Source organism: Pseudomonas sp. Marseille-Q5299 (genome assembly GCF_943737035.1).
In the GTDB taxonomy this organism is placed as follows: Bacteria; Pseudomonadota; Gammaproteobacteria; order Pseudomonadales; family Pseudomonadaceae; genus Aquipseudomonas; species Aquipseudomonas putida_E.
Genome location: NZ_CALSFR010000003.1, coordinates 127,823 through 153,516 on the forward strand (window position 1 = coordinate 127,823; position 25,694 = coordinate 153,516).

General features: G+C 62.8%; 26 protein-coding genes. 8 read left to right on the forward strand and 18 right to left on the reverse strand.

The window, feature by feature from the left end; translation table 11 throughout:
• Position 1 precedes the first annotated feature (1 nt).
• Positions 2-1,519 (forward strand): apolipoprotein N-acyltransferase, encoded by a 1,518-nt coding sequence (lnt, locus tag NGJ21_RS09235; protein ID WP_115273495.1) that lies wholly within the window; start codon positions 2-4, stop codon positions 1,517-1,519.
• 143 nt (positions 1,520-1,662) lie between these two features.
• Here lnt and NGJ21_RS09240 read toward each other — a convergent pair whose 3' ends face one another.
• On the reverse strand, positions 1,663-2,424 hold the full coding sequence (locus tag NGJ21_RS09240) for a YdcF family protein (protein ID WP_251962044.1): 762 nt from the start codon (positions 2,422-2,424) through the stop codon (positions 1,663-1,665).
• A 134-nt stretch (positions 2,425-2,558) separates the two neighbouring features.
• The gene (locus NGJ21_RS09245) at positions 2,559-2,873 is read right to left on the reverse strand and encodes a hypothetical protein (RefSeq protein ID WP_012312565.1); all 315 of its coding nucleotides are present in this window, start codon (positions 2,871-2,873) and stop codon (positions 2,559-2,561) included.
• Between the two features lie 227 nt (positions 2,874-3,100).
• Between NGJ21_RS09245 and leuS the strand changes: the two genes are divergently transcribed.
• The 5 genes from leuS (at position 3,101) to NGJ21_RS09270 (ending at position 9,114) form a co-directional block, all read left to right on the forward strand.
• Positions 3,101-5,707, forward strand: coding sequence for a leucine--tRNA ligase (gene leuS / locus NGJ21_RS09250; RefSeq protein ID WP_046785135.1), 2,607 nt, complete (start codon positions 3,101-3,103; stop codon positions 5,705-5,707).
• Positions 5,708-5,768: 61 nt separating this feature from the next.
• Positions 5,769-6,374 (forward strand): LPS-assembly lipoprotein LptE, encoded by a 606-nt coding sequence (locus NGJ21_RS09255; RefSeq protein ID WP_012312563.1) that lies wholly within the window; start codon positions 5,769-5,771, stop codon positions 6,372-6,374.
• 37 nt (positions 6,375-6,411) lie between these two features.
• Complete coding sequence (gene holA, locus NGJ21_RS09260) at positions 6,412-7,449, forward strand: DNA polymerase III subunit delta (protein ID WP_119689114.1); 1,038 nt, start codon at positions 6,412-6,414, stop codon at positions 7,447-7,449.
• A gap of 123 nt (positions 7,450-7,572) precedes the next feature.
• Positions 7,573-7,737: an alternative ribosome rescue factor ArfA gene (gene arfA, locus NGJ21_RS09265; protein WP_016489355.1), complete on the forward strand. Its 165-nt coding sequence runs from the start codon at positions 7,573-7,575 to the stop codon at positions 7,735-7,737.
• A 60-nt stretch (positions 7,738-7,797) separates the two neighbouring features.
• On the forward strand, positions 7,798-9,114 hold the full coding sequence (locus NGJ21_RS09270) for a lytic murein transglycosylase (protein ID WP_174140980.1): 1,317 nt from the start codon (positions 7,798-7,800) through the stop codon (positions 9,112-9,114).
• 105 nt (positions 9,115-9,219) lie between these two features.
• Here NGJ21_RS09270 and NGJ21_RS09275 read toward each other — a convergent pair whose 3' ends face one another.
• From NGJ21_RS09275 to NGJ21_RS09335, 13 genes are all read right to left on the reverse strand, one after another.
• Entirely contained in the window at positions 9,220-10,158 is a 939-nt protein-coding gene (locus NGJ21_RS09275; protein ID WP_251962045.1) for a S66 peptidase family protein, read from the reverse strand.
• Positions 10,159-10,244: 86 nt separating this feature from the next.
• Positions 10,245-11,261 (reverse strand): lipoyl synthase, encoded by a 1,017-nt coding sequence (lipA, locus tag NGJ21_RS09280; RefSeq protein ID WP_012312558.1) that lies wholly within the window; start codon positions 11,259-11,261, stop codon positions 10,245-10,247.
• 2 nt (positions 11,262-11,263) lie between these two features.
• A complete protein-coding gene (gene lipB, locus NGJ21_RS09285) occupies positions 11,264-11,911 on the reverse strand; it encodes a lipoyl(octanoyl) transferase LipB (RefSeq protein ID WP_012312557.1) in 648 nt (215 codons plus the stop codon).
• Positions 11,911-12,186, reverse strand: a complete 276-nt coding sequence (locus tag NGJ21_RS09290) for a DUF493 domain-containing protein (protein WP_012312556.1) — start codon at positions 12,184-12,186, stop codon at positions 11,911-11,913. The genes lipB and NGJ21_RS09290 overlap by 1 nt, the downstream gene beginning before the upstream one ends.
• Before the next feature lie 72 nt (positions 12,187-12,258).
• Positions 12,259-13,419, reverse strand: a complete 1,161-nt coding sequence (locus tag NGJ21_RS09295; RefSeq protein ID WP_046785132.1) for a D-alanyl-D-alanine carboxypeptidase family protein — start codon at positions 13,417-13,419, stop codon at positions 12,259-12,261.
• 254 nt (positions 13,420-13,673) lie between these two features.
• Positions 13,674-14,672: a septal ring lytic transglycosylase RlpA family protein gene (locus NGJ21_RS09300; protein WP_237859206.1), complete on the reverse strand. Its 999-nt coding sequence runs from the start codon at positions 14,670-14,672 to the stop codon at positions 13,674-13,676.
• Positions 14,672-15,682, reverse strand: coding sequence for a lytic murein transglycosylase B (gene mltB, locus NGJ21_RS09305; protein ID WP_251962046.1), 1,011 nt, complete (start codon positions 15,680-15,682; stop codon positions 14,672-14,674). The genes NGJ21_RS09300 and mltB overlap by 1 nt, the downstream gene beginning before the upstream one ends.
• A gap of 17 nt (positions 15,683-15,699) precedes the next feature.
• Positions 15,700-16,803 carry a rod shape-determining protein RodA gene (gene rodA / locus NGJ21_RS09310; protein WP_042111868.1) on the reverse strand — a complete coding sequence of 368 codons (1,104 nt, stop codon included), beginning with the start codon at positions 16,801-16,803 and terminating at the stop codon, positions 15,700-15,702.
• A 38-nt stretch (positions 16,804-16,841) separates the two neighbouring features.
• On the reverse strand, positions 16,842-18,731 hold the full coding sequence (gene mrdA, locus NGJ21_RS09315) for a penicillin-binding protein 2 (RefSeq protein WP_046785130.1): 1,890 nt from the start codon (positions 18,729-18,731) through the stop codon (positions 16,842-16,844).
• Positions 18,732-18,747: 16 nt separating this feature from the next.
• Entirely contained in the window at positions 18,748-19,215 is a 468-nt protein-coding gene (gene rlmH, locus NGJ21_RS09320) for a 23S rRNA (pseudouridine(1915)-N(3))-methyltransferase RlmH (protein ID WP_008090421.1), read from the reverse strand.
• 9 nt (positions 19,216-19,224) lie between these two features.
• Entirely contained in the window at positions 19,225-19,647 is a 423-nt protein-coding gene (rsfS, locus tag NGJ21_RS09325) for a ribosome silencing factor (RefSeq protein WP_012312550.1), read from the reverse strand.
• A gap of 45 nt (positions 19,648-19,692) precedes the next feature.
• Positions 19,693-20,385 (reverse strand): nicotinate-nucleotide adenylyltransferase, encoded by a 693-nt coding sequence (nadD, locus tag NGJ21_RS09330; protein ID WP_251962047.1) that lies wholly within the window; start codon positions 20,383-20,385, stop codon positions 19,693-19,695.
• The gene (locus NGJ21_RS09335) at positions 20,354-21,625 is read right to left on the reverse strand and encodes a glutamate-5-semialdehyde dehydrogenase (protein WP_046785128.1); all 1,272 of its coding nucleotides are present in this window, start codon (positions 21,623-21,625) and stop codon (positions 20,354-20,356) included. The genes nadD and NGJ21_RS09335 overlap by 32 nt, the downstream gene beginning before the upstream one ends.
• A gap of 203 nt (positions 21,626-21,828) precedes the next feature.
• On the opposite strand from NGJ21_RS09335, the gene NGJ21_RS09340 reads away from it, so the two are divergent.
• A complete protein-coding gene (locus NGJ21_RS09340) occupies positions 21,829-22,521 on the forward strand; it encodes a DNA-3-methyladenine glycosylase (protein WP_251962048.1) in 693 nt (230 codons plus the stop codon).
• Positions 22,522-22,524: 3 nt separating this feature from the next.
• Complete coding sequence (locus NGJ21_RS09345) at positions 22,525-23,841, forward strand: bifunctional DedA family/phosphatase PAP2 family protein (RefSeq protein ID WP_115273491.1); 1,317 nt, start codon at positions 22,525-22,527, stop codon at positions 23,839-23,841.
• A 64-nt stretch (positions 23,842-23,905) separates the two neighbouring features.
• On the opposite strand, the gene NGJ21_RS09350 is transcribed toward NGJ21_RS09345, so the two are convergent.
• Genes NGJ21_RS09350 through NGJ21_RS09360 form a run of 3 tightly spaced genes read right to left on the reverse strand, consistent with a single transcriptional unit; the run spans position 23,906 to position 25,581 of the window.
• Complete coding sequence (locus NGJ21_RS09350; protein ID WP_115273490.1) at positions 23,906-24,496, reverse strand: LON peptidase substrate-binding domain-containing protein; 591 nt, start codon at positions 24,494-24,496, stop codon at positions 23,906-23,908.
• Positions 24,497-24,505: 9 nt separating this feature from the next.
• Positions 24,506-25,222: an LrgB family protein gene (locus NGJ21_RS09355; protein WP_046785124.1), complete on the reverse strand. Its 717-nt coding sequence runs from the start codon at positions 25,220-25,222 to the stop codon at positions 24,506-24,508.
• Complete coding sequence (locus NGJ21_RS09360; RefSeq protein WP_046785123.1) at positions 25,219-25,581, reverse strand: CidA/LrgA family protein; 363 nt, start codon at positions 25,579-25,581, stop codon at positions 25,219-25,221. The genes NGJ21_RS09355 and NGJ21_RS09360 overlap by 4 nt, the downstream gene beginning before the upstream one ends.
• Positions 25,582-25,694: the final 113 nt, after the last annotated feature.

A 25,694-nucleotide genomic window follows, 5' to 3' on the forward strand; every position in this document is an offset into this window, starting at 1 on the left:
CATGCGTTGGATCACCCGCCCCGGCTGGCCCGGTAACCTGCTGGCCTTGGCGGCCGGCGCCTCTACCCTTCTGGCCCTGGCGCCATTCGACATCTGGCCGCTGGCCCTGTTGTCCATCGCGGTGCTCTACCTCGGCCTGCGCGAGCTCACCCCGCGCCAGGCCATGTGGCGCGGCTGGTGGTTCGGGTTTGGCCTGTACGGGGCCGGCACCTGGTGGATCTACGTCAGCATGAACACCTACGGCGGCGCCTCGCCGCTGCTGGCGATCGTGCTGCTGGTGGCGTTCTTCGCCGCCCTTGCCTGGTTCTTTGCCCTGCCCACCTGGCTATGGGCGCGCTGGCTGCGCCGCAATGAAGCCCCCTTGGCCGATGCGCTGTGCTTTGCTGCCCTGTGGCTGCTGCAAGAGGCTTTCCGTGGCTGGTTCCTGACCGGTTTCCCCTGGCTTTATGCCGGCTACAGCCAACTGGAAGGGCCTTTGGCTGGCCTGGCGCCGCTGGGCGGCGTGTGGCTGATCTCTTTCGCCCTGGCATTGAGCGCGGCGCTGCTGTGCAACCTGCACCGCCTGCGTGCACGCCCATCGTTCCTTGCCGTGGGAGCCTTGTTGCTGCTGGCCCCCTGGGCTGTCGGCATGGCCCTCAAAGACCACGCCTGGACCAAGCCTGCTGGCGACCCACTGACGGTCGCAGCCCTGCAGGGCAACGTCGAACAAGAGCTGAAATGGGACCCGGCGCACATCGATGCACAACTGGCGCTGTACCGCGACATGAGCTTCAGCTCAAAACCGGTGGATCTGCTGGTTTGGCCAGAGACAGCCGTGCCGATCCTCAAGGACCAGGCCCAAGGCTACATCGACGTGATGGGGCGTTTTGCCGCCGACCGGCATTCGGCGCTTATCACCGGCGTGCCGGTGCGCGAAGTGGTGCATCAGCAACGCCGCTACTACAACGGCGTGACCGTGACGGGCGAAGGCGATGGCACCTACCTCAAGCAGAAGCTGGTGCCCTTCGGCGAATACGTGCCACTGCAGGACATGCTTCGCGGCCTGATCGAGTTCTTCAACCTGCCGATGTCGGACTTCGCCCGCGGCCCTGAGGACCAGCCACTGCTCCAGGCCAAGGGTTACCAGATCGCCCCGTACATCTGCTACGAGGTGGTCTACCCCGAGTTCGCTGCGGGCTTGGCGGCGCGCAGCGACCTGTTGCTGACCATCAGCAACGACACCTGGTTCGGCACCTCGATCGGCCCGCTGCAGCACCTGCAGATGGCGCAGATGCGCGCGCTGGAAGCCGGCCGCTGGATGATCCGCGCCACCAACAACGGCGTTACCGCCTTGATCGACCCGTTTGGCCGGATTACGGCCCAGGTTCCGCAGTTCCAGCGGGCCGTGCTGTATGGCGAAGTGGTCCCGATGCAGCAACTGACGCCGTACCTGCAGTGGCGCTCGTGGCCGCTGGCGATTGTCTGTGCCTTGCTGCTGGGTTGGGCATTGCTGGCGGGGCGCATAGCCAAAACCGTCTGATCAGGCCGTAGGAGCGGCCTTGTGTCGCGATGGGCTGCGAAGCGGCCCCAGGATATCAGCGGCGCCACAGATATCCTGGGACTGCTGCGCAGTCCTTTCGCGACACAAGGCCGCTCCTACAAGGGCTCGAGTGCTCTCTTGAATCAATAGAACAATCGATACCCCGCCAACCCTACCGCTTCATTCAGCAATTGCCCGCTCTGCCACATCGCCCGGCTTTCCGGCAGCAACCCGGCAAACGGCCGCGCATGATCCCGCCCAAGGAACCCCATCGGCGCCGGTATCACCTCAAACCCGGCCTGCTCGAAGCTCCAGCGCGAACGCTGCATGTGCCAGGCCTGGGTCACCAGCACCACACGCCCAATACCCAGTGGCTTGAGTAATTGCGCGCTGAATTGGGCATTTTCCCAGGTGGTCCGGCTGGCCTCTTCCTTCCATTTGACCTCGACAGCGAAATCTTCACGCAGCCGATCCGCCATCAGCTGCGCCTCGCTCGGCGGGGTACCGTAGTGCAAACCGCCACTGGTCAGCACCGGCAAGCCCGAAGCCTTGGCCAGTCGCGCGGCAAAGCGCATACGCTCAAGCGCCGTTGCCGAGGGCTGGTCCTCACCGCCCCAGGCCGGATCACCGCGCTCACGCCCTGCGCCAAGCACGACGATGGCATCCGCCCGGTGCGCCAGGCTGGCCCAATCGCCGGATGCCAGCGGGGGCTCGGTTTCCAGCAGGCGCGCACCGTGCTGCACCACCAGCGGCAGGCTCATCAACCACAACCCACCCAGCCCCAGCACAAAGCACAGCGCCGCCAGCCGCGGCCGCCGGGCGCGCAGCCACCAGGCCGCCAGCAACAGCAGGAACAGGATGCCCGGCGGCATCAACCATTGTTTGATAAAAAATCGAATCGGCATCGGCTACACCTCCTTGGCAGGCGTGCAGCCTATGAGGATCGGCGCCGGTCAACAAGTGCGCTGCCGGCGCCGATCGGGTGAAGTGTTTGTTGAATTACCGGGGCGCGATGGCCTGCGCCGGGCGCCCTGAACGGCTAGCGATGTGGCAGCGTCCTGGGTGTCGCCGTCGTGGCGGGGCGTTTCTTGTCCTTGAGCCAGATGATCTTCGCCGATGTCGGTTCCGCATGCGGGTAACTACCGGCGCAGGCATTACGGCGTTCCGGGACCGAGTCCAGGTAAGCCTTGATCACTTCGAACTCTGCATGGCTCAGGCCACGCAACTCCAGCTCGGCTGGCATCTCGTCGCGCAATCGTACCGACGTTCTGGCGACTTCCAGGGCCAGGCCAAGACGGTCGATCAGGCGTTCGTAAAGCTCCGGTTTGATTGCGGGTAGCTGCGTCTCTCCCATCCGTTCACCTCATTGAAGATAAAGAATATCTCCCCCCACACCTGAGCTTAGCGCCGCTTCGAAAAGCAGCCCGGTGCAGCGACCAGCGGCCATTCGCAATCAGGGTTTCCCACGATGCGCGGCGCTACTGTATGCTACGGCGTTCACTCTCACGACACCGGAGTGCCGGACGCAGCGAGGTTCCGCTGCCTGGAACAAGGTCTCTTCTCTCTCAGCCAAAAGTAGCCATGCACGAACAATACACGCCCCGTGATATCGAAGCCGCCGCCCAGCATTTCTGGGACGAGCAACAGTCGTTCGCTGTTACCGAACAGCCAGGCAAAGACACCTACTATTGCCTATCGATGTTCCCGTACCCGAGCGGCAAGCTACACATGGGCCACGTGCGCAACTACACCATCGGCGACGTGATTGCCCGCTACCAGCGCATGCTGGGCAAGAACGTCCTGCAACCGATGGGCTGGGACGCTTTCGGCATGCCCGCGGAAAACGCGGCGATGAAAAACAACGTCGCCCCGGCCAAGTGGACATACGAAAACATCGACTACATGAAGACCCAGCTCAAGAGCCTGGGCCTTGCCATCGACTGGGCACGTGAAGTCACCACCTGCAAGCCGGACTACTACCGCTGGGAACAGTGGCTGTTCACCCGCCTGTTCGAAAAAGGCATCATCTACCGCAAGAACGGTACCGTGAACTGGGACCCGGCCGACCAGACCGTGCTCGCCAACGAGCAGGTCATCGACGGCCGCGGCTGGCGTTCGGGCGCGCTGATCGAAAAGCGCGAAATCCCCATGTACTACTTCCGCATCACCGACTACGCCGACGAGCTGCTGGAAAGCCTCGACGAGCTGCCGGGCTGGCCTGAGCAGGTCAAGACCATGCAGCGCAACTGGATCGGCAAGTCGCGCGGCATGGAAGTACAGTTCCCGTACGATCAGGCGAGCATCGGCCACGAAGGTACGCTGAAAGTCTTTACCACCCGTCCGGACACCCTGATGGGCGCGACTTACGTTGCCGTTGCCGCCGAGCACCCATTGGCTACCCAGGCTGCCCAGGGCAACCCGGCGCTGCAGGCATTCATCGACGAGTGCAAGAGCGGCAGCGTTGCCGAGGCCGACATGGCCACCCAGGAGAAGAAGGGCATGCCCACTTCCCTGCTGGTCGAGCACCCCCTGAGCGGTGAAAAGCTGCCGGTATGGGTCGCCAACTATGTGCTGATGCACTACGGCGACGGTGCCGTAATGGCCGTACCGGCCCACGACGAGCGCGACTTCGAGTTCGCCCACAAGTACAACCTGCCGGTCAAGGCTGTGGTGCGCACCAGCGCCGGCGACGAAGTCGGCAGCGAATGGCAGGCGGCCTACGGCGAGCACGGCCAGCTGATCAACTCCGGCGAGTTCGACGGCCTGGACTTCGCTGGCGCCTTCGACGCCATCGAGGCGGCCCTGATCCGCAAGGAGCTGGGCAAATCCCGCACCCAGTTCCGCCTGCGCGACTGGGGCATCAGCCGCCAGCGTTACTGGGGCTGCCCGATCCCGATCATCCACTGCCCGTCCTGCGGCGACGTGCCGGTGCCGGAAGACCAGCTGCCGGTCACCCTGCCAGAGAACGTGGTGCCGGACGGCGCCGGTTCGCCGCTGGCGCGCATGCCCGAGTTCTACGAGTGCAGCTGCCCGAAATGCGGCGCTGCGGCTAAGCGTGAAACCGACACCATGGACACCTTCGTCGAGTCGTCCTGGTACTTCGCCCGCTACGCTTCGCCGAACTACGACAAGGGCCTGGTCGATCCGAAAGCGGCCAACCACTGGTTGCCGGTCGACCAGTACATCGGCGGCATCGAACACGCCATTCTGCACCTGCTTTACGCGCGTTTCTTCCACAAGCTGATGCGTGACGAAGGCCTGGTCACCTCCAATGAACCGTTCAAGAACCTGCTGACCCAGGGCATGGTGGTCGCCGATACCTACTACCGCGTCGCCAGCAACGGTGGCAAGGACTGGTTCAACCCGGCCGACGTCGAAATCGAGCGCGATGCCAAGGCCAAGATCATTGGCGCACGCCTGAAGACCGACGGCCTGCCGGTGGAAATCGGCGGCACCGAGAAGATGTCGAAGTCGAAGAACAACGGCGTCGACCCACAGTCGATGATCGAAGCCTACGGCGCCGACACCTGCCGCCTGTTCATGATGTTCGCCTCGCCGCCCGACATGAGCCTGGAATGGTCGGACTCTGGTGTCGAAGGTGCAAGCCGCTTCCTGCGTCGTGTCTGGCGCCTGGCCCAGGGCCACGTCAACCAGGGCCTGCCGGGTAAACTGGACCTCGCCACGCTGAACGACGAGCAGAAGGTCATCCGCCGTGCAATTCACGCCGCGATCAAGCAGGCCAGCACCGATGTGGGCCAGTACCACAAGTTCAACACCGCCATCGCCCAGGTGATGACCGTGATGAACGTCCTGGAGAAGGCCCCCCAGGGCACCGAGCAAGACCGTGCGCTGCTGCAAGAGGGCCTGGAGGCCGTCACCTTGTTGCTGGCCCCGATCACCCCGCACATTTCCCACGAACTGTGGAAGGCGCTGGGCCATGAGCAAGCGGTTATCGATGCTGGCTGGCCAGTTGTCGATGAAAGCGCTCTGGTGCAGGACACCGTCACCCTGGTGGTCCAGGTCAACGGCAAACTGCGTGGCCAGGTAGAAATGCCTGCAGCCGCCAGCCGCGAAGAAATCGAAGCCGCCGCCCGCAACAACGAAAATGTCCTGCGCTTCATCGATGGCCTGACCATCCGCAAGGTCATCGTAGTGCCAGGCAAGCTGGTCAACATCGTCGCCAACTGATGGCAACGCCCACCTGCAGCCAGTGCGGGTGGGCGGTATCGGCCCACAAGGGAGCAACAACATGATCAAACGCAATCTGCTGGTATTGGGCCTGGCCATCATGCTCAGCGCCTGCGGTTTCCAGCTGCGCGGCACCGGCACCTCCGAGCTCAGCGTCAAGGAAATGGACGTCAGTGCACGTGATGCCTACGGCCCGACCGTGACTCAACTGCGCGAAGTACTGGAGCGCAGCGGCGTCAATGTGCACACCGGCGCCCCGTATCGCCTGGTACTGACCAACGAACAGCAAACCCAGCGCGCAGCGTCCTACGCCAGCAGCAACCAATCTGCCGAGTACGAACTGACCACAGTGCTCAGCTACAGCATCCTTGGCCTGAACAACCTGGAGCTGATGAGCGACAAGCTGGAAGTGCGCAAAATCTATGTACGCGACGGCGGCAACATCACCGGTTCCGACCAGGAAGCCACTGTTGCCCGCGAAGAAATGCGCCGCGACCTGGTCAACGCCATGGTCGTGCGCCTGCAGATGCTGACGCCGCCTCAGCTGGACCAGTTGCAGCGCGAAGCTGACGAACGCGCCAAGGCCGAAGCCGCCGCACTAGAAGCCGCGCGCAGCCAGCAGGCGGAAACGCCGCAGCAATCTCCGCTGGAAATTCCGGGCAATTAAGCCCGTGCGGGGCACTCCGGTGCCCCGCCTGTTTCCGATGAAGCTCGCCCCCGCCCAACTCAACAAGCACCTGCAAGGCGCTCTGGCCCCTGTCTATGTGGTCAGTGGCGACGATCCGCTGCTGTGCCAGGAAGCCGCCGACGCCATACGCAATGCTGCGCGTCAGCAGGGTTTTGACGAGCGCCAGGTGTTCAGCGCCGACGCCAGTTTCGACTGGGGCACCCTGCTGCAGGCGGGCGCCAGCCTGTCCCTGTTCGCCCAACGCCGGCTGCTGGAACTGCGCCTGCCCTCGGGCAAGCCTGGTGACAAAGGCGCAGCGGCGCTGATGGAATACTGCGCCAACCCTGCCGAGGACACCCTGCTGCTGGTCAGCCTGCCCAAACTCGATGGCAGTGCGCAGAAGACCAAATGGGGCAAGGCCCTGATCGAGGGCAGCCATTGCCAGTTCATCCAGATCTGGCCGGTGGATGCCCAGCAGTTGCCGCAGTGGATCAACCAGCGTTTGGCACAGGCCGGCCTTTCGGCCCAGCGTGATGCGGTCGACCTCATTGCCGCACGTGTCGAAGGCAACCTGCTGGCTGCTGCCCAGGAAATCGAAAAGCTCAAACTGCTCGCCGACGGCAGCCAGGTCACCGTAGACACGGTGCAGGCGGCCGTTGCCGACAGCGCGCGCTTCGATGTCTTCGGCCTGGTCGATGCCATTCTCAATGGCGAAGCTGCGCATGCCCTGCGCATGCTCGAAGGCCTGCGCGGTGAAGGCGTGGAGCCACCTGTGATTCTGTGGGCCCTGGCGCGCGAACTGCGTCTGCTGGCGGGGCTTTCGCAGCAGTTCAGCCAGGGTGTGCCCTTGGACAAGGCCTTCAGCCAGGCCCGCCCACCGGTATGGGACAAGCGCCGGCCGCTGGTCAGCAAAGCCCTGCAGCGCCTGTCGGCGCAGCGCTGGGCGCAGCTGCTGCAGGATGCCCAGCGCATCGATGCGCAGATCAAGGGGCAAGCCGTGGGGTCACCATGGACCGGGCTGTCACGCTTGTCATTGCTCATGGCCGGGCAGCGGTTGGCTCTACCGCCTGAGTGACTCAAATACTGGGAGCCTGCTTTGCAGCCCCGGTATTTCAAACCATTGACACAATCAATTGGCCCCGGCCTCTCTACAGGCCTAGAGTCCGCCCCGAAACCCCCCCAGCCCGGGAATCCCGCCATGAGCAAAAAGCCGAAGAAGCACGGCCCCAACAAGGCCAAATCCATCGTCGCCCAACCCTTGTTCCGCTGCCGCCAGGAGCGACCGGACAAGGGCAAAGGCAGCTACCGCCGCGAAGCCTTCCAATCGAGAGATTGGGAGGCTTCTTACTTTTTGGCCGCATGAAAGCATCGAAAGCGCAGGCATGATATGGTCGGCACCTGACCTGAAATTCTGGATCTGTGCATGCCCTTCAGTCTTACCCCTCGCTGGAAATCCCGCCAGCTGCTCGCGGCCTCCAGCTTAATCCTGCTCGTCGCCTGCGCGGAAAAGCCCACCGCCGCCGACGCCCTGCCGCTGGCCCCCGCCCAGCCCGCGCCGGTAGTGACTCTGCCCAGCGCCACGCCCGACGTCAGCACTGAAATTCAGCCGCTGCAAACATTTGCCCAATGGCAGGCCGGCTTCCGCCAGCAAGCGCTGCAGGCTGGTATCTCGGCAAGCACTTTCGACCGCGCGTTCATTGGCGTGACGCCGGACATGGATGTGATCAAGGCAGACCGCAGCCAGCCCGAATTCACCCGCCCGGTGTGGGAATACCTGGAGGGAGCACTGTCGCCGCTGCGAGTGCGAAACGGCAAGAAACTGCTTGAGCAGAATGCCGAGCTGCTGACCCGCCTCGAACAGCGCTATGGTGTAGACCGTCAGGTCCTGGTCTCGGTCTGGGGCATGGAGAGCAACTTTGGCCAGTTCCAAGGCAGCAAGTCGGTAATTCGCTCACTCGCGACCCTGGCGTATGAAGGCCGCCGCCCGCAGTTTGCCCAGGATCAGCTGATTGCCGCGCTGCAGATCATCCAGCATGGTGACATCCAGCCAGAGGCCATGCGTGGTTCCTGGGCCGGCGCCATGGGCCAGACCCAGTTCATTCCCACCACCTACAACACCCATGCAGTGGACTTCGACGGTGACGGCCGCCGCGATATCTGGAACAGCACTCCGGATGCCTTGGCATCGACTGCGCATTACCTGCAAAGCTCCGGCTGGAAGCGCGGGCAACCATGGGGTTTCGAGGTTCAGGTACCTGCAGGCTTCGACTTCTGGCTGGCCGATGGCGCGCTGCGCAAGCCCGTCAGTGAGTGGTTGCAATTGGGTGTGAAACTGCCGGCGGGCACCAAACTGCCGATGGGCAGCAACGAACTTTCCGCAGCCCTGCTGCTGCCGGCCGGCGCCCGTGGCCCAGCATTCCTGGTGCTGGACAACTTCCGCGCCATTCTCAAGTACAACAACTCATCGTCCTATGCACTGGCCGTGAGCTTGCTGGGCGATCGTTTTTCGGGCTGGGGCTTCATCGCAGGCAGCTGGCCCAAAGAAGACTTGCCGCTGAGCCGCAGCGAGCGCATGGAGCTGCAGAACCTGCTCAACGCCAACGGGCATGATGCGGGCAACCCCGATGGCATCATCGGTGCCAATACCCGTAAGGCCATTCGCAATGCGCAGCAGGGTTTTGGGTGGCCAGCAGATGGGTACCCGACGCACAAGTTGCTCGATAGCCTGCGTCAACGGTGATAATGCCGGGGGCGCCTTGCGCCCCATCGCGACACGAGAAATCGCTCATCCCCCTGTAGGAGCGGCCTTGCGTCGCGAAAGGGCCGCAAAGCGGCCCCGACAATCTCACCCCTTGAACAAATCCTGCGCCAATACCAGGCTCCGCGCCTCGCTGTCCAGCACCACCTCTGCACCCAGCGGCAAACACACGTTCGGGTCACAATGCCCGCTGCGCCACCCGGACAGCACTGGCACACCCAACGGCGCGAAGATGTCCAGCAACAGGGGCGTCAACGCCGCCACGGTGATACCGGCAAAATCCCCCACCAGCACCCCCTTCACCCCCGCCAACTTGCCTGCCAGACGCAACTGGGTCAGCAGCCGGTCCACCCGGTAAAGCGGCTCGTTGACGTCCTCGATGAACAGGATGCAGCCCTTCGTATCGATCTGCGCCAGTGTTCCCAGGGTCGCCCCCAGAATCGACAGGTTGCCGCCCAGCAAACGCCCCCTGGCAACACCAGGCACCACGCAATTCAAGACGAATTCAGCCGGGTGCACGATGGCATCACCCTCCCCTAACGCCCCACTCAACTGCGCCATCAGCGACGACTCGGTCGGTGCGAGCTTGGCACCCAGCAGGTCAGCGTTGAGCATCGCCCCATGAAAGCTGATCAATCCGCTATGACGATAGATAGCCGTGTGCAGCGCAGTGATGTCGCTGTAGCCGATCAGCGGCTTGGGGTTGCGCCGGATCAAGTCGAAGTCGAGCTGATCGAGCAGGCGCATGCTGCCATAGCCACCGCGCATACACAGGACCGCGTCAATGGTCGGGTCAGCGAAGGCATCGTGCAGATCCTGTAACCGTTGCTGATCGGAGCCCGCCAGATAGCCTTCGGCCTGCCCCACTCCAGGGTAGATACGGCAGCGATAACCGCGCTCGGCAAACCACTGGCCAGCCTTTTGCGCATCCAGCCTTGCCGGCCCCGCCGGGGCGACAATGGCAAAGCAGGCATTGCCGGGCAGCGCGGCGGGCAGGCGGTGTTCAAACGTTTCGGCGCAATTCATCGCAACTCCTTGCAGCGCTGGGCACAAAAACAAAAATGCCGATGCCGCCTTTCGGCGTGCATCGGCATGTACGGCTCAAACCAGGATCAGAGCTTGATCTTGGCTTCGTGAGCCTGCTGGTCGGCATGGTAGGACGAACGCACCAACGGGCCCGATGCGACGTTCTTGAAGCCCATCTTGTAGCCTTCCTCGGCAAACCAGGCGAAGGTGTCGGGGTGCACGAAACGCTGCACTGGCAGGTGGCTGCGCGAAGGCTGCAGGTACTGCCCGAGGGTGAGCATGTCGATGTCATGCTCACGCATGCGGTGCATCACTTCGATCACTTCTTCGTCCGTCTCGCCCAGGCCGAGCATCAGGCCAGACTTGGTCGGTACGTGCGGCACCATCTGCTTGAACTTCTGCAGCAGGTCCAGCGACCAGTCGTAGTCCGAACCGGGACGTGCGGCCTTGTACAGGCGCGGTACGGTTTCGAGATTGTGGTTGAAAACATCCGGCGGCTCTTGCGCGGTAATCTCCAGGGCCACATCCATCCGGCCACGGTAATCCGGCACCAGGGTTTCCAGCTGTACGCCCGGCGACAGCGCGCGGATCTCGCGGATGCAGTCGGCGAAGTGCTGGGCACCACCGTCGCGCAGGTCGTCGCGGTCCACCGAGGTGATCACTACGTACTTCAGGCGCAGGTCGGCGATGGCAACAGCCAGGTTTTTCGGCTCGTCCACATCCAGCGGTTTCGGCCGGCCGTGGCCGACATCGCAGAACGGGCAGCGACGGGTGCAGATGTCGCCCATGATCATGAAGGTGGCGGTACCACCGGAGAAGCACTCACCCAGGTTCGGGCAGGAAGCTTCTTCGCACACGCTGTGCAGCTTGTGCTTGCGCAGCAGTTGCTTGATGCGGTCTACCTCAGGGGAAACCGGGATGCGCACGCGGATCCAGTCGGGTTTCTTGGGCAGCTCATCGGTAGGGATGATCTTCACCGGAATGCGCGCCACCTTGTCGGCACCACGCAGCTTGACCCCAGCTTCCACCTTCTTCGGCGCTGGGCGCGGGGTGGCATCCTGGGTAGGTATCAGGTTCGGCACGGCTTCTTGCACAGTTGTCATATTCAGTCGATTCCGCCCGTCAGGGTCGTCTGCTCAGCATAGTCGAGGTGCTTGACCAGCTGTCCGCGCAGCCTTGTCCTGACCTCGTCGAGTTCGATCGGGCCTGCCAGGTCACGCAGCTGGGTCATGGCCAGCCCCGCATACCCGCAGGGGTTGATTCGGCGGAATGGCGCAAGGTCCATGTCCACGTTCAGAGCAAGGCCGTGAAAAGAACGGCCATTGCGGATTCGCAGGCCGAGGGAGGCGATTTTCGCTCCGTCGACATAGACACCCGGCGCATCGGGCTTGGCCGCAGCGCTGACACCGTAACTGGCAAGCAGCTCGATCAGCGTCTGTTCGATGCGGCTGACCAGTTCGCGCACACCAAAGCCAAGGCGGCGCACGTCCAGCAGCAGGTAGGCAACCAGTTGCCCGGGGCCGTGGTAGGTCACCTGGCCACCCCGATCGGTCTGCACCACCGGAATATCGCCCGGTACCAGCAGGTGCTCGGCCTTGCCGGCCTGGCCCTGGGTGAAAACCGCGGGGTGCTCTACCAGCCAGATTTCATCCTGGCTGTCCGGGCTACGCTGCTCGGTGAAGCGACGCATGGCTTCCAGCACCGGTTCATAGGGCTGCAGGCCAAGCTCGCGAAAACCGAGACAAAGGGACATCAGAGCACCATTTTCACGATGCCGGTGGCACGCAGGGCGCTGTTTATATCGTGCAGCTGATTTTCGCTCTCGGCAACGATGTGCAACTGCACCGTGGTGTACTTGCCTTCCTTGCTCTGGCGCTCGGCCAAAGTGGCGAGGTCGACCTTGGCATGCTTGCTCAGGACCTCGATCACCATGTCCTTGAAGCCGACAACGGTATCGCCGATGACCTTGATCGGGTAATCGGCGCAGGGGAATTCGATCTTGTGCGACTTGACGTCAGGTTCGCTCATGGCGGAAACGGCCTCGTAAGCCGTGGCAACAACAACGCCCCCGCAGGATTACGGGGGCGTGCAGGTCACGTATCAGTTGAACAACCCGTAGAAGAATAGACGGATGCTATCCCACATACGACGGATGAAACCACCTTCCTCTACGCCATCCAGGGCGATCAGGTCGGCGCTGTGAACCACGTTCTCGTCCAGTTTGACTTCCACTTTACCGATCACGTCACCTTTGGCGATCGGTGCGGTGAGCTGCGGGTTCATGGTCATCGAAGCCTGGAGGCGCTTCATCTGGCCTTTGGGCATGGTCAGGGTCAGGTCGTCGGCCAGGCCGGCCTTGACGATGCTGGTGGCGCCTTTCCAGACCGGGGCCTGGGTCAGTTCCGTGCCCTTCTGATAGAAGGTCTGGGTTTCGAAGAAGCGGAAGCCATAGGTCAGCAGCTTCTGGGTTTCGGCAGCACGGGACTGCTCGCTGTTGGTGCCGAACACCACCGCGATCAAGCGTTGGCCGTCGCGTACAGCCGAGGCCACCATGCAGTAGCCGGCTTCTTCGGTGTGGCCGGTCTTCAGGCCATCGACTGTCTTGTCACGCCACAGCAGCAGGTTGCGGTTTGGCTGCTTGATGTTGTTCCAGAAGAACTCTTTCTGCGAGTAGATGGCGTAGTGGGCCGGGTCGACGTTGATGATCGCGCGCGCCAGGGTAGCCATGTCATGGGCCGAGGAGTAGTGGTCCGGGTGCGGCAGACCGGTCGGGTTCATGAAGTGGCTGTTGGACAGACCCAGGTCGGCGGCAGTCTTGTTCATCATGTCGGCAAAGGCATCTTCGCTGCCAGCGATGTGCTCGGCCAAGGCGACCGATGCATCGTTGCCCGACTGGATGATGATGCCATGCAGCAGGTCACTGACGGTGACCTGGCTACCGACCTTGATGAACATGCGCGAACCACCGGTGCGCCAGGCATTCTCGCTGACGGTGACCGGATCGTTCTCGCCGATCTGGCCACGGCGGATGTCCAGGGTGGCGATGTAGGCGGTCATCAGCTTGGTCAGGCTGGCCGGCGGCAGACGCTCGTCACCATTGTTCTCGACCAGCACATTGCCGCTGGACGCGTCCATGAGTACGTAGGACTTGGCTGCCAGTTGCGGTGGTGCCGGCATCATCTGCTCTGCCGCAAAGGCAGCAGGCGTGATCATCAGCAGTACGGGCAGGCAAAGTCGTTTGGCAAGGTTGGTGATGTTCATCCGTCTCTCGAAAATCGCTAATGGTCTGAGATGTTCCCTGGGCCACATCGTGTGCCCAGCGCCAGTCAGTCTAGTTTTTGCGGCTCAGGGCCGAGCCCAGGAAGTGCGGCTTTATGTCGCTGCGGGCAAAAGCGGACATTGTACATGGCCGCGCCCGTCAATTCATGACAAAACAGACAGCTAGAGGCTCAAGCCTCAAGCTGCAAGACAAGGCGACGCGCACCTTGGCTTCTTCTTGAAGCTTGCCGCTGCCGTCAGTCTGTGACCAGCTTGGCCTGGCCAAGGTTCGCCAGGCGAATGCTGTCCTGCGCCTGCTGGATTTCGCCCTGGCTGCTGATCGGCCCCAGGCGCACGCGGTGCAGGGTCTGCTGGTTACGCACGATGGAGCTGATGAACACCGGTGCGCTGACCATGGTGCTCAGCTTCGAACGCAACAGCTCGGCGGCGTCGGGGTTGGCAAACGCGCCCACCTGCAGGAAGCTGCCACCGTTGCCTGCCGGCACATTGTTGCCACCCACTTGCACTGGCACTACGGGCGCTGCGTGTTGCTGCGCCGGCGGCGACCATTGCTCGACACGCCCGGTGCTGGCCGCAATCGCCTGAGGCTGGGTGGCCTTAGGCTCCTTGAGCATCAACGGCGGCTGCTGGCCACGCTGAGCCCACCATTGCTGGGGATCGATACCTTCGACCCGCACATGCGCGGTGCCGCTCTCGGCATAGCCGAGCTTCTTGGCTGCGGCATAGGACAGGTCGATGATGCGGTCGGAGTAGAACGGGCCACGGTCATTGACCCGCAGGATCACACTGCGCCCGTTGGCGAGGTTGGTCACCCGCACGTAGGCCGGCAGCGGCAGGGTCTTGTGCGCTGCGCTCATGCCATACAGGTCGTACAGCTCACCGTTGGCGGTGTTCTGCCCGTGGAACTTGGTGCCGTACCAGGAGGCGGTGCCTTCGGCACGGTAGTTGCGCGAGTCCTGTATGGGGTAGTAGGTCTTGCCCAGCACCGTGTAAGGGTTGGCCTTGTAGTTGCCAGTGTGCACGGTCGGCGTCGCGTCCGGGATCTTGTTCACATCCACGTCCCACCACGGCGCACCGTCCTTGTGGGCACGGTTGATATCCAGGCCAGGCTGCGCACGAACGGTATTGCCGCTTTTCTGGGGGGCCGGCCGGCTGGAGGAGCAACTGACCAGCAGCATGCCGACGGCCATGCAGGCCAGCAACTTGAAGGTATTGGCAGAAATCATTGCGCGCATTACTTGACGCCCCGTGCTTGGACCAGCTGTTCCGAAAGCTGATGCACCGCCATGGCATACATCACGCTGCGGTTGTAGCGAGTGATCGCGTAGAAATTCTTCAGGCCCAACCAGTATTCAGGCCCGTTTGCGCCTTCCAGACGGAAGGCGGTGACTGGCAGATCACCGCGCAACGCATCATGACTCGACCAGCCAAGCGCCTGCAACTCTGCGACCGTTTTCACCGGCTCGATGCCCGTGGTCAGGCCGTCGTCTGCCCGCGCACCACTGACCTGGGCACGACTGACCACGCCCTGCCCAGCCACCCAGCCGTGCTCTTTGAAGTAGCTGGCGACACTGCCGATGGCATCGTCAGGGTTGTTCCAGATATTGATGTGGCCATCGCCATCGAAGTCCACCGCGTAGTTGCGAAAGCTGCTCGGCATGAACTGCGGCAGGCCCATGGCACCGGCGTATGAACCTTTGAGGGTCAGCGGGTCGAGCTGTTCTTCGCGCGACAGCAGCAGGTATTCACGCAGCTCCTTGCGGAAGAACTCGCCGCGCGGCGGGTAATCGAAGCCCAGGGTCGACAAGGCATCGATCACACGGTAGTTGCCAGTGTTGCGGCCAAAAAAGGTTTCCACGCCGATGATCGCGACGATGTACTGCGCCGGTACGCCGTACTCCTGCTCCGCCCGGGCCAGCACCGCTTCATGCTGGCGCCAGAAGTCCACACCGCGGGCGATGCGCGCGTCGGTGATGAACATCGGTCGGTAATCCTTCCACGGTTTTACCCGCTCGGCCGGCCGCGATATGGCGTCCAGGATCGATTGCTTGCGCTGAACCTCGCGGAACACGCCCATCAACTGCTCGCTGGCAAAGCCATAGTCGCGGCTCATCTCACCGACGAATTCGGCCACCTGAGGCGAGCCGTCATAATCGCCGGCATGCGCCTGCTGGACAGCGGCGAACAGGCCCACCGCGCCGAACCACGGCGCAAAACGGGCAGCCCAGTTACGCACTGCTTGCATGAAATTCTTCACCTTTTTCAAACCTGTGCGATCCATTTACGGTGCGTATGGATCGACATGAGAACGCCAAACGCTGACAGCAGCGTCACCAACGAAGTTCCGCCATAACTAATGAAGGGCAGCGGCACGCCCACCACGGGCAATAGGCCGCTGACCATACCGATATTGACGAATACATATACAAAGAAGGTCATGGTCAGGCTGCCTGCAAGCAGCTTGCCGAACAAGGTCTGCGCCTGAGCCGTGATCATCAGCCCACGACCGATCAGCAAGAGGTAAACGATCAGCAGCAGGCAGATGCCGACCAGGCCGAATTCCTCGCCGAGCACGGCGATGATGAAGTCGGTATGGCTCTCGGGAAGGAAGTCCAGGTGCGACTGGGTGCCCAGCAGCCAGCCCTTGCCGAACACGCCACCCGAGCCAATGGCCGCTTTGGACTGGATGATGTTCCAGCCGGTGCCCAGCGGGTCGCTTTCAGGGTCGAGGAACGTCAGCACACGCTGTTTCTGGTAGTCGTGCATGACGAAGAACCACATGGCTACCGCCACAGGCACAGCTGCCGTCAGCACGCTGAGGATCCAGCGCCAGCGCAGGCCGCCCATGAACAGCACAAAGGCGCCGGAGGCAAGGATCAGCAACGCCGTACCCAGGTCCGGCTGGCGGACGATGAGGATGAACGGCACGCCAATCAGCACCAGGCTGATGGCCACGTGTTTCAAATGAGGCGGCAAGGTGCGTTTGGACAGGTACCAGGCGATGGTCGCTGGCATGATGATCTTCATGAACTCCGAGGGCTGGAAGCGTATTACCCCGGGTATGTTGATCCAGCGCGTGGCACCCATGGCGTTATGGCCCATGACGTCCACCACGACCAGCAGCAGCACCCCAGTGAGATAGGCAAGAGGCACCCAGCGCGCCATGAAGCGGGGTTCAAGCTGAGCGATGACGAACATCGACACCAGCCCGATACCGAATGAAGTGGCCTGCTTAAGTAGCAAATCCCAGTTCTTGCCGCTGGCAGAATAGAGCACGAACAGACTGCCGGCGGCGAGGGTCAGCAGGATGACCAGCAAGGGGCCGTCGATGTGGATGCGCTGCAGGAAGCTGGCGCGTCGACGCATCACGTCCTCGCTGGAGAGCATGCGATCGAAATTGTTCTTCACGGGGCCGTTTCCTGGGCGACAGTGGCAGGAGCGAACTCGGGCTTGAGCCGACCGTTCTCGTCGAGCAGCCAGGCGTCCATGATCTGCCGCACCACGGGTGCGGCTACACCGGAGCCGGACTCGCCGTTCTCGACCATCACCGAAACCACGATCTTCGGATCGTCGGCCGGGGCGAAGGCGACGAACAACGCATGGTCGCGGTGGCGCTCCTGAATTTTGTTGCGGTCGTATTTCTCGCCCTGCTTGATCGCTACCACCTGCGCGGTACCGCTCTTGCCGGCAATGCGGTACTGGGCACCGGCCGCAGCCTTGCGTGCAGTACCGCGGGCGTTGTGCATCACCTGCTCCATGCCGTGGGTGACCTTGGCCCAGTCGGACTTGTCACGCAGGATGATGTTTTCCATCGGGTTCGGGTCCACGGGCGGCTGGCCTTCGATGGTCTTGGCCAGGTGCGGGCGGTTCCAAACGCCTTTGTTGGCGATCAGCGCTGTGGCCTGGGCCAGTTGCAGCGGTGTTGCCTGCATGTAGCCCTGGCCGATGCCCAGAATCAGGGTTTCACCTGGGAACCAGGCTTGGCGGCGGGTGGCGCGCTTCCATTCACGCGACGGCATCAGCCCGGCCGACTCCTCGAACATGTCCAGGGCAACTTTCTGGCCGATGCCGAACTTGTTCATGTAGATGGACAGCCGATCGATACCCATCTTGTGGGCAAGATCGTAGAAATAGGTGTCATTGGAACGCATGATTGCGGTATCCAGGTCGACCCAGCCATCACCACTGCGGTTCCAGTTACGGTATTTGTGATCGTAGTTGGGCAGTTGGTAATACCCCGGGTCGAACACACGACTGCCGGCGTTGACCACACCACTGTCGAGGCCGGCGATGGCAACCGCCGGCTTGATGGTCGAACCCGGCGGGTACAAGCCGCGCAGCACGCGGTTGAACAGCGGCCGGTCGATCGAGTCGCGCAACTCGGCGTAGGCCTTGAAACTGATGCCGGTGACGAACAGGTTGGGGTCGAAACTCGGCTGGCTGACCATCGCCAGCACTTCGCCGTTGCGCGGGTCGAGCGCTACCACCGCACCGCGGCGCCCACCCAGGGCCGCTTCGGCAGCTTCCTGCAACTTGATGTCCAGGCTCAGCACGATGTCCTTGCCAGGTTTCGGGTCGGTACGCTTGAGGACCCGCAGCACGCGCCCGCGAGCGTTGGTCTCGACTTCCTCGTAACCGACCTGGCCATGCAGGTCGGCTTCGTAGAAGCGCTCGATGCCGGTCTTGCCGATATGGTGGGTGCCGCTGTAGTTCACCGGATCTAGGCTTTTGAGCTCTTTCTCGTTGATCCGCCCGACATACCCTACCGAATGGGCGAAATGCGCACCTTGCGGGTAATGCCGCACCAACTGGGCGACCACTTCGACGCCAGGCAAACGGAACTGGTTGACCGCCACGCGGGCGATCTGCTCTTCGTTCAGCTCGAACAGGATCGGCACTGGCTCGAACGGCCTTCGCCCCTGCCTCATGCGTTTTTCGAAAAGTGCACGATCGTCCGGCGTCAGCTCCAGCACTTCCACGATATTGTCCAGCACTTCCTGCCAGTTACCCGCACGTTCACGGGTCATGGACAGGCTGAAGCTCGGCCGGTTATCGGCGATGATCACCCCATTGCGGTCGAAGATCAGCCCGCGCGTCGGCGGGATCGGCTGCACGTGCACCCGATTGTTCTCTGACAACGTGGAGTGGTAGTCGTACTGGATGATCTGCAGGTAGTACAGGCGTGCGATCAACACGCAGACAAGCAGCATGATCGCGACGGCGCCGACCACGACGCGGTTACGCACCAGGCGGGCGTCTTTCTCGTGGTCCTTGAGGCGGATCGGCTGCGACATCGGACTGCTTACAGGCTCATTTGTGGTAAGGGTGCCCGGACAACACGGTCCAGGCGCGGTAGATCTGCTCGCCGATGAGTATCCTTACCAACGGGTGCGGCAGGGTCAGCGGCGACAGCGACCAGCGTTGCTCGGCGCGCGCACAAACCTCAGGCGCCAGCCCTTCCGGGCCGCCCACCATCAAATTCACCGTGCGCGAATCCAGCCGCCAGCGGTCCAGCTCGGTCGCCAATTGCTCGGTACTCCAGGGCTTGCCATGGACCTCGAGGGTGACGATGCGTTCCCCGGGCTGAACCTTGCTCAGCATGGCCTCACCCTCCTGACGAATCAGGCGGGCGACGTCGGCATTCTTGCCACGGGTGTTCAGCGGAATTTCCACCAGCTCCAGCGACAGCTCCTGGGGCAGGCGCTTGGCATATTCATGCCAGCCTTCCTCGACCCACTTGGGCATGCGCGAGCCGACCGCGATCAGGCGCAGACGCACGACGCTTCCTTATTCCCGGTCTTTGAGCTTGTCGGTGAAGTAGTCGCTGGCGTTTTCCGGGCTGTGGTGCTTGGCATCGGCGGCGCGGCTCTGCTCGGCACCCAGCCACAGGCGTTCCAGGTCGTAGAACTGGCGGGCAGCGGCGGTCATCATGTGCACGATGACGTCGTTCAGGTCCAGCAGTACCCAGTCGCTGTCGCCCTTGCCTTCTTCGCCCAGCGGCTGCGCACCCTCTTTCTTGACCGCTTCACGGACCTTTTCCAGCATCGCGTTGATCTGGCGATTGGAGGTACCGGTGGCAATGATCATGTAGTCGGTCAGGCTGTGCTTCTCGCGAACGTCGATGACCTGGATATCCTGGGCCTTGACGTCTTCCAGCGCGCTGATGGTCAGCTTGACCAGTTCTTCGCCATTGATTTTCTGCTTGCTCATATAAAACTCGTTCAACTCGTTGGATGAGGCGCCCACAGGGCACCGTCAGTTAGGCTCACGATACAGTTCATGCGCCTCGATGTAGGCCAGTACGGCGTCCGGCACCAGGAACCTCACCGACCTGCCGCTGGCCAGCAGCTGTCGGATCTGTGTAGCCGACACCGCAAGCGGTGTCTGCCAGACGAACGAAATACTACCCGCCGGGCCGGACATGGCGGTGGGATCGCTCTCGGAGCGCGCGGCCAACAGGTTGCGCAGCTCGTCAGGGGGTTCAACGTCGGCATCCGGGCGTTGCAGCACCAGGATGTGACAGTGTTGCAGCAGTTCTTCCCAGCGGTGCCAGCCAGGCAAGCCGCAGAAGGCATCCCAGCCCAACACCAGAAACAGCTGGTCAGCAGCGCCCAGTTCGGCGCGGACCGACTCCAGCGTATCGATGGTGTAGGACGGTTTGTCGCGCTCAAGCTCGCGGGCATCCACGCTCAGGCGTTCGACGCCTTGCACGGCCCCACGCACCATCGCCAGGCGATCTTCGGCCGCCACCTGCGGGGTGTCGCGGTGTGGCGGCCGGGCATTGGGCAACAGGCGCATCTCTTCCAGCCCCATGAACTCGGCGACCTCAAGCGCGCTGCGCAGGTGGCCGATGTGCACGGGGTCGAAAGTACCGCCAAGAATGCCGATGCGCCGGACTGCCTGGGCCTTGCTCAACTCAGCAGGACTCCTGGCCGCGCAGTTGGCCATCGCCGATCACTACGTACTTCTCGCAGGTCAGGCCTTCCAGGCCGACCGGGCCGCGGGCGTGCAGCTTGTCGGTGGAAATACCGATTTCCGCGCCCAGGCCATACTCGAAGCCGTCGGCGAAGCAGGTCGGGGTGTTGAGCATCACCGATGCCGAGTCCACCTCGGCCATGAACTGACGGGCCTGGCCCTGGTGTTCGGTAATGATCGAATCGGTGTGATGCGAGCCATAGTGGTTGATGTGCTCGATGGCCTGGTCCAGGCCATCGACCACACGAATCGACAGGATGGCGTCGAGGTACTCGGTGTGCCAATCGTCTTCGCTGGCCGGCTTGGCCTCGATCAGCGCACGGGTACGCTCGCACCCGCGCAGTTCGACGCCCTTTTCCTGGAAACGGCGGGCCATTTCCGGCAGGAAACCTTCAGCCACACGTTGGTCGACCAGCAGGGTTTCCATCGCACCGCAAATACCGTAACGGTAAGTCTTGGCGTTGAAAGCAACGCGCCAGGCCTTGTCCAGGTCCGCGTGCTCGGCAACATAGACGTGACAGATGCCGTCCAGGTGCTTGATGACCGGCACACGGGCATCGCGGCTGATGCGTTCGATCAGGCCACGGCCGCCCCGCGGGACGATGACATCGACAAACTCAGGCATGCTGATCAGCGCGCCAACCGCCTCACGGTCGGTGGTCTCGACCACCTGAACCACGGCGGCCGGCAGGCCGGCCTCGGCAAGGCCACGCTGAATGCACGTGGCGATGGCGCGGTTGGAGTGAATGGCCTCGGAGCCGCCGCGCAGGATGGTGGCGTTGCCTGACTTCAGGCAAAGGCTGGCGGCATCGATGGTCACGTTCGGGCGCGATTCGTAGATGATCCCGATCACCCCCAGCGGCACGCGCATCTTGCCGACCTGAATACCCGACGGGCGATAGCTCATGTCGCGGATGGCGCCGACCGGGTCTGCCAGGCTGGCCACCTGGCGCAGGCCGGTGATCATGCCGTCGATACGCGCTGGGGTCAGGGCCAGGCGGTCGAGCAGGGCAGGCTCCAGACCGTTGGCACGGCCGGCGGCCAGGTCCTGTTCGTTGGCTGCGGTAAGCTCGGCACGCGCGGCGTCCAGTGCATCGGCAGCAGCCTGCAGGGCGCGGTTCTTCTGCGCAGTGCTGGCGCGGGCGATCACCCGGGAGGCCTGGCGAGCGGCGCGACCCAAACGGGTCATGTAGTCAAGAACGGACTCAGTCATGGGTTCGGTGTCTTGGCGAAGGGGAAATCGGCTGATTATAACTGCCGCGCAGGTATACGCCCAGCGGCGGGTGGCGGATGGTAGAAAATGGCAGACAAGAATCTGTAGGAAAGATGTAACCGGCCTTATCGAACTGTCTTGGTTCAGCCTCGATTAAGCCAATCGTTGCTATCATCCGCGCCTGACCACGACGAACCGCCAGCATGCCAGACACGACCCCCTGCCCTGCCCGCGCCTTGCCCGACAGCTTCTTCGACCGAGACGCCCAGACCCTGGCCAAAGCCCTGCTGGGCAAGGTCATCCGCCATCGGCATGACGACCTGTGGCTGGCCGCACGGATCATCGAAACCGAGGCCTATTACCTGACTGACAAGGGCAGCCATGCCTCGCTTGGCTACACAGAGAAACGCAGGGCGCTGTTTCTCGATGGCGGGCATATCTACATGTATTACGCCCGCGGAGGTGACTCGCTCAACTTCAGCGCACACGGCCCAGGCAATGCAGTGCTCATAAAGTCGGCCTACCCCTGGGTGGACGCCCTTTCCGGTGCCAACAGCCTGGCGCAAATGCAGTGGAACAACCCCGACGCCAGCGGCAAGCTGCGCCCAGCCGAACGCCTGTGCGCCGGCCAGACCCTGCTCTGCCGGGCCTTGGGCTTGAAGGTACCGCAGTGGGATGGCCAGCGCTTCGACCCTGAACGCCTGTACGTCGAGGATTGTGCCATCACCGTGCCCAAAGTGGTCCAGGCCGCGCGCCTGGGTATCCCCCATGGCCGCGATGAGCACCTGCCGTACCGTTTCATCGACGCCGAATACGCCCGCTTCTGCACCCGGAACCCGCTGCGCCGGGGGCAAGTCGAAGGGCAAGACTTTTTCATTCTCAAACAAGGAAGCTGAAACATGGGCCAATGGCTCGACAGCCTGACCGGCTGGCTCAGCGCCAACCCGCAGTGGCTTGGCGTGGCAATTTTTCTGGTGGCCTGCATCGAATGCCTGGCCATCGCCGGCATCATCGTACCTGGTACGGTACTGCTGTTTGCCGTCGCGGTATTGGCCGGCAGCGGCACCTTCAGCCTGGGCGAAACATTGCTGCTGGGGTTCCTCGGTGGCCTGCTCGGTGACGCCCTGTCTTACACGATAGGCAAGTACTTCCACCAGAACATCCGCCGCCTACCCCTGTTGCGCCACCATCCGGAATGGATCGGCAGCGCTGAAACCTACTTTCAGCGCTACGGCATCGCCAGCTTGCTGGTTGGCCGTTTCATAGGCCCGCTGCGGCCGATGCTGCCGATGGTCGCGGGCATGTTCGACATGCCGTTGCCGCGTTTCATTGCGGTCAGCGTGCTGGCCGGTGCCGGCTGGTCGGTCGCCTACCTGTTGCCGGGCTGGGCTACCGGGGCGGCCATGCGCCTGCCCTTGCCGGAAGGGTTCTGGCTGGATGCAGGCATCATCGCCGGCGCCCTGGCGGTGCTGATCGGGCTGAGCCTGAACAGCAGCGTACGCGACCAGCGCCACGGGACGCGGCTGATCGCCGGCTTGAGCTTTCTGGCATTGGCCGGGGTGTTTCTGGGATGGCCGTATTTTCACGAGTTCGACCAGGGCGTGATGACCCTGGTGCAGGAGCATCGCAGCCAAGCCTTGGACGGCACCATGGTACTGGTAACCCGCCTGGGCGATTTCCGCACCCAACTGTTCCTGGGCGGGCTGCTCACCGGCCTGCTGCTGCTCGCCCGACAATGGCGGCATGCACTGTTCGCCGGTGGCGCCTTGATGGGTACGGCAATTGCCAATGGCTCGCTGAAATGGCTGTTCGCCCGGGCGCGACCGGAGGTGCTGACCGACCCCTTGACCAGTTACAGCATGCCCAGCGGGCATAGCTCGGCCTCGTTTGCGTTCTTCCTGGTGATGGCGGTGCTGGCCGGGCGTGGCCAGCCGCCACGCATGCGCCTGACTTGGGTGATGCTGGGGTGCATTCCGGCGTTGGCGATTGCCCTGTCGCGCGTGTACCTGGGAGCGCATTGGCCGACCGACATCCTGGCCGGAGCCTTGCTGGCCTGCTGCGTCTGCGCGCTCAGCCTGACGCTGGTGCAATATCGCCAGCCGCTCAATGCATTGCCACAACGGGTATGGTGGCTGGTATTACCGGCGTGTATCGCGTTGCTGGCTTTCTTTGCCCTGTATGCCTTGCCGCTGGCCCTGGAGCGTTACCAATATTGACGCTGCCTGTACAGCCCTATCGCCGGCAAGCCGGCGATAGGGCTGTACAGGCAGCCACCCTCTATCAGGCAAACAACTCGCCCTGAATCCGCTCCAGCAGCCTCTGGATTTCTGCCAGCCGCTGTGACGGCGAGTCGATCGCCAGCAAGTCCAGCTTGTCCTCTTCCATGAACGGCAGCAGATAAGCCAGCTGGTTGGCCAGTGCCTGGCGCCCCGCGACGTCACGGGGCATGTCCAGCGCCTCGACCATCGGGTGCTCACCCAACGCCACCAGCAGGGCCAGCAGGTCATCGTCCTGATCGGTCAGCGGGCTGTCCGCCTGCTCCGCCAGCCAATGCACATCGCCCAGCAGCAACTGGTCTTTCTGCACCTCGGTCTGACCCAGCTCGAAGCGCCGCACACCTTCCACACGGATACCCAGCAAACCGTTGTCCTGCTGGACAAAATCACGGATCAGCGCCTCGCACCCGATCGATGCAACCACAGGCGGCGCCTTGCCGACCTGCTCGCCTTCGACGATGCACACCACACCAAAGCCTGTGCCCTGCTTCATGCAGCGGCCAATCATGTCCAGGTAGCGGGCTTCGAATATCTGCAAATCCAGCAGGCAACCGGGAAACAACACAGTATTGAGGGGAAACAGCGGTAGCGTCATCACAACTCCTCAAGCCACCAGGCTGACCGCCAACGGCAGGAACACCGCCGTGGCCACCCCCATCAGGCTCATCGCCAGTGCGGCAAACGCGCCGCACTCGTCACTTTCCTGCAAGGCCACCGAGGTACCCACGGCATGCGCGGTCACGCCCAGGGACATGCCGCGCGCCTCGGGGCTATGCACACCAAAACGGCTCAACAGCGCAGGGCCGAAAATGGCCCCGATCACCCCGGTGATCAACACGAAGACCGCCGCCAGGGCCGCCACACCACCAATTTGCTCGGCCACAAGCATGGCAATCGGTGAGGTCACCGACTTCGGCGCCATGGTCATCAGGATCATGTGTTCGGCGCCGAACCACCAGCCCAGCAACAGGCAGCAGAGCGTGGCGAACAGGCCTCCGATTACCAGCGTAGTAAATGTCGGCCAGAACAGCTGACGGATACGCCGCAGGTTGAGGTAGAGCGGCACGGCCAAGGCCACCGTGGCCGGCCCCAGCAGGATGTTCATGATCTCGGTGCTCTTGCGGTACTCACGGTAGTCGATACCACAGACCAGCAACACACCGATCACCATGACCATCGACACCAGTACTGGCTGCAGGAAGATCCAGCGGGTTTTCTCGTAAGCTGCCAGCACCACCTGATAGGCACCCAGCGTAATACCAATGCCAAACAGCGGATGGTGGACAACCGCATCGAGCGCGCCCTGCCAATCGAGGATCATGGCTGCTCCCCGCGCTTGCCCTGGCGATGCATGAGTTTCTGCATCAATACACCGACAAAGACCAAGGTGGCCAGGCAGGAGATCAGAAGCGCGCCGGCGATGGCCCAAAAGTCTGCAGCGATATCCTTGGCATACACCATCACACCCACTGCTGGCGGCACCAACAGTAGCGGCAGGTAACGCAACAGACTGCTCGCCGCCTCGTTCAACGGCTTGCCGACCTCACCGCGGGCCATGAGGAACGACAACAAAAGCAAAAGGCCGATGATCGGCCCGGGCAGTATCGGCACCAACAGATGATTGAGCGCCGTACCCAGCAGCTGGAACAGCACCAGCCAGGTCAAACCACGCAACAGCATAAGGATCTCCTTTCGGCCATGCCGGCCATTATAAGCACGCGCAAGGCTATGGGCGGATATTCGCCCTGATGCTGGCAACTTGACTGTAATTGTTCGCCGTGCTGATCTTGCAC

Excerpts from the sequence above, each read along its gene's own strand:
- mrdA (WP_046785130.1), bottom strand. The coding sequence starts at position 18,731 with ATGTCGCAGCCGATCCGCCTCAAGGACCACGAGAAAGACGCCCGCCTG.
- rsfS (WP_012312550.1), bottom strand. The coding sequence starts at position 19,647 with ATGAGCAAGCAGAAAATCAATGGCGAAGAACTGGTCAAGCTGACCATC.
- NGJ21_RS09335 (WP_046785128.1), bottom strand. The coding sequence starts at position 21,625 with ATGACTGAGTCCGTTCTTGACTACATGACCCGTTTGGGTCGCGCCGCT.
- lipA (WP_012312558.1), bottom strand. The coding sequence starts at position 11,261 with ATGACAACTGTGCAAGAAGCCGTGCCGAACCTGATACCTACCCAGGAT.
- NGJ21_RS09290 (WP_012312556.1), bottom strand. The coding sequence starts at position 12,186 with ATGAGCGAACCTGACGTCAAGTCGCACAAGATCGAATTCCCCTGCGCC.
- arfA (WP_016489355.1), top strand. The coding sequence starts at position 7,573 with ATGAGCAAAAAGCCGAAGAAGCACGGCCCCAACAAGGCCAAATCCATC.
- NGJ21_RS09255 (WP_012312563.1), top strand. The coding sequence starts at position 5,769 with ATGATCAAACGCAATCTGCTGGTATTGGGCCTGGCCATCATGCTCAGC.
- NGJ21_RS09295 (WP_046785132.1), bottom strand. The coding sequence starts at position 13,419 with ATGAACATCACCAACCTTGCCAAACGACTTTGCCTGCCCGTACTGCTG.
- leuS (WP_046785135.1), top strand. The coding sequence starts at position 3,101 with ATGCACGAACAATACACGCCCCGTGATATCGAAGCCGCCGCCCAGCAT.
- NGJ21_RS09275 (WP_251962045.1), bottom strand. The coding sequence starts at position 10,158 with ATGAATTGCGCCGAAACGTTTGAACACCGCCTGCCCGCCGCGCTGCCC.
- NGJ21_RS09340 (WP_251962048.1), top strand. The coding sequence starts at position 21,829 with ATGCCAGACACGACCCCCTGCCCTGCCCGCGCCTTGCCCGACAGCTTC.
- NGJ21_RS09345 (WP_115273491.1), top strand. The coding sequence starts at position 22,525 with ATGGGCCAATGGCTCGACAGCCTGACCGGCTGGCTCAGCGCCAACCCG.
- holA (WP_119689114.1), top strand. The coding sequence starts at position 6,412 with ATGAAGCTCGCCCCCGCCCAACTCAACAAGCACCTGCAAGGCGCTCTG.
- NGJ21_RS09350 (WP_115273490.1), bottom strand. The coding sequence starts at position 24,496 with ATGACGCTACCGCTGTTTCCCCTCAATACTGTGTTGTTTCCCGGTTGC.
- NGJ21_RS09270 (WP_174140980.1), top strand. The coding sequence starts at position 7,798 with ATGCCCTTCAGTCTTACCCCTCGCTGGAAATCCCGCCAGCTGCTCGCG.
- NGJ21_RS09300 (WP_237859206.1), bottom strand. The coding sequence starts at position 14,672 with ATGCGCGCAATGATTTCTGCCAATACCTTCAAGTTGCTGGCCTGCATG.
- rodA (WP_042111868.1), bottom strand. The coding sequence starts at position 16,803 with ATGCGTCGACGCGCCAGCTTCCTGCAGCGCATCCACATCGACGGCCCC.
- mltB (WP_251962046.1), bottom strand. The coding sequence starts at position 15,682 with ATGCAAGCAGTGCGTAACTGGGCTGCCCGTTTTGCGCCGTGGTTCGGC.
- NGJ21_RS09245 (WP_012312565.1), bottom strand. The coding sequence starts at position 2,873 with ATGGGAGAGACGCAGCTACCCGCAATCAAACCGGAGCTTTACGAACGC.
- nadD (WP_251962047.1), bottom strand. The coding sequence starts at position 20,385 with ATGGCCAACTGCGCGGCCAGGAGTCCTGCTGAGTTGAGCAAGGCCCAG.
- lipB (WP_012312557.1), bottom strand. The coding sequence starts at position 11,911 with ATGTCCCTTTGTCTCGGTTTTCGCGAGCTTGGCCTGCAGCCCTATGAA.
- NGJ21_RS09240 (WP_251962044.1), bottom strand. The coding sequence starts at position 2,424 with ATGCCGATTCGATTTTTTATCAAACAATGGTTGATGCCGCCGGGCATC.
- lnt (WP_115273495.1), top strand. The coding sequence starts at position 2 with ATGCGTTGGATCACCCGCCCCGGCTGGCCCGGTAACCTGCTGGCCTTG.
- NGJ21_RS09355 (WP_046785124.1), bottom strand. The coding sequence starts at position 25,222 with ATGATCCTCGATTGGCAGGGCGCGCTCGATGCGGTTGTCCACCATCCG.
- NGJ21_RS09360 (WP_046785123.1), bottom strand. The coding sequence starts at position 25,581 with ATGCTGTTGCGTGGTTTGACCTGGCTGGTGCTGTTCCAGCTGCTGGGT.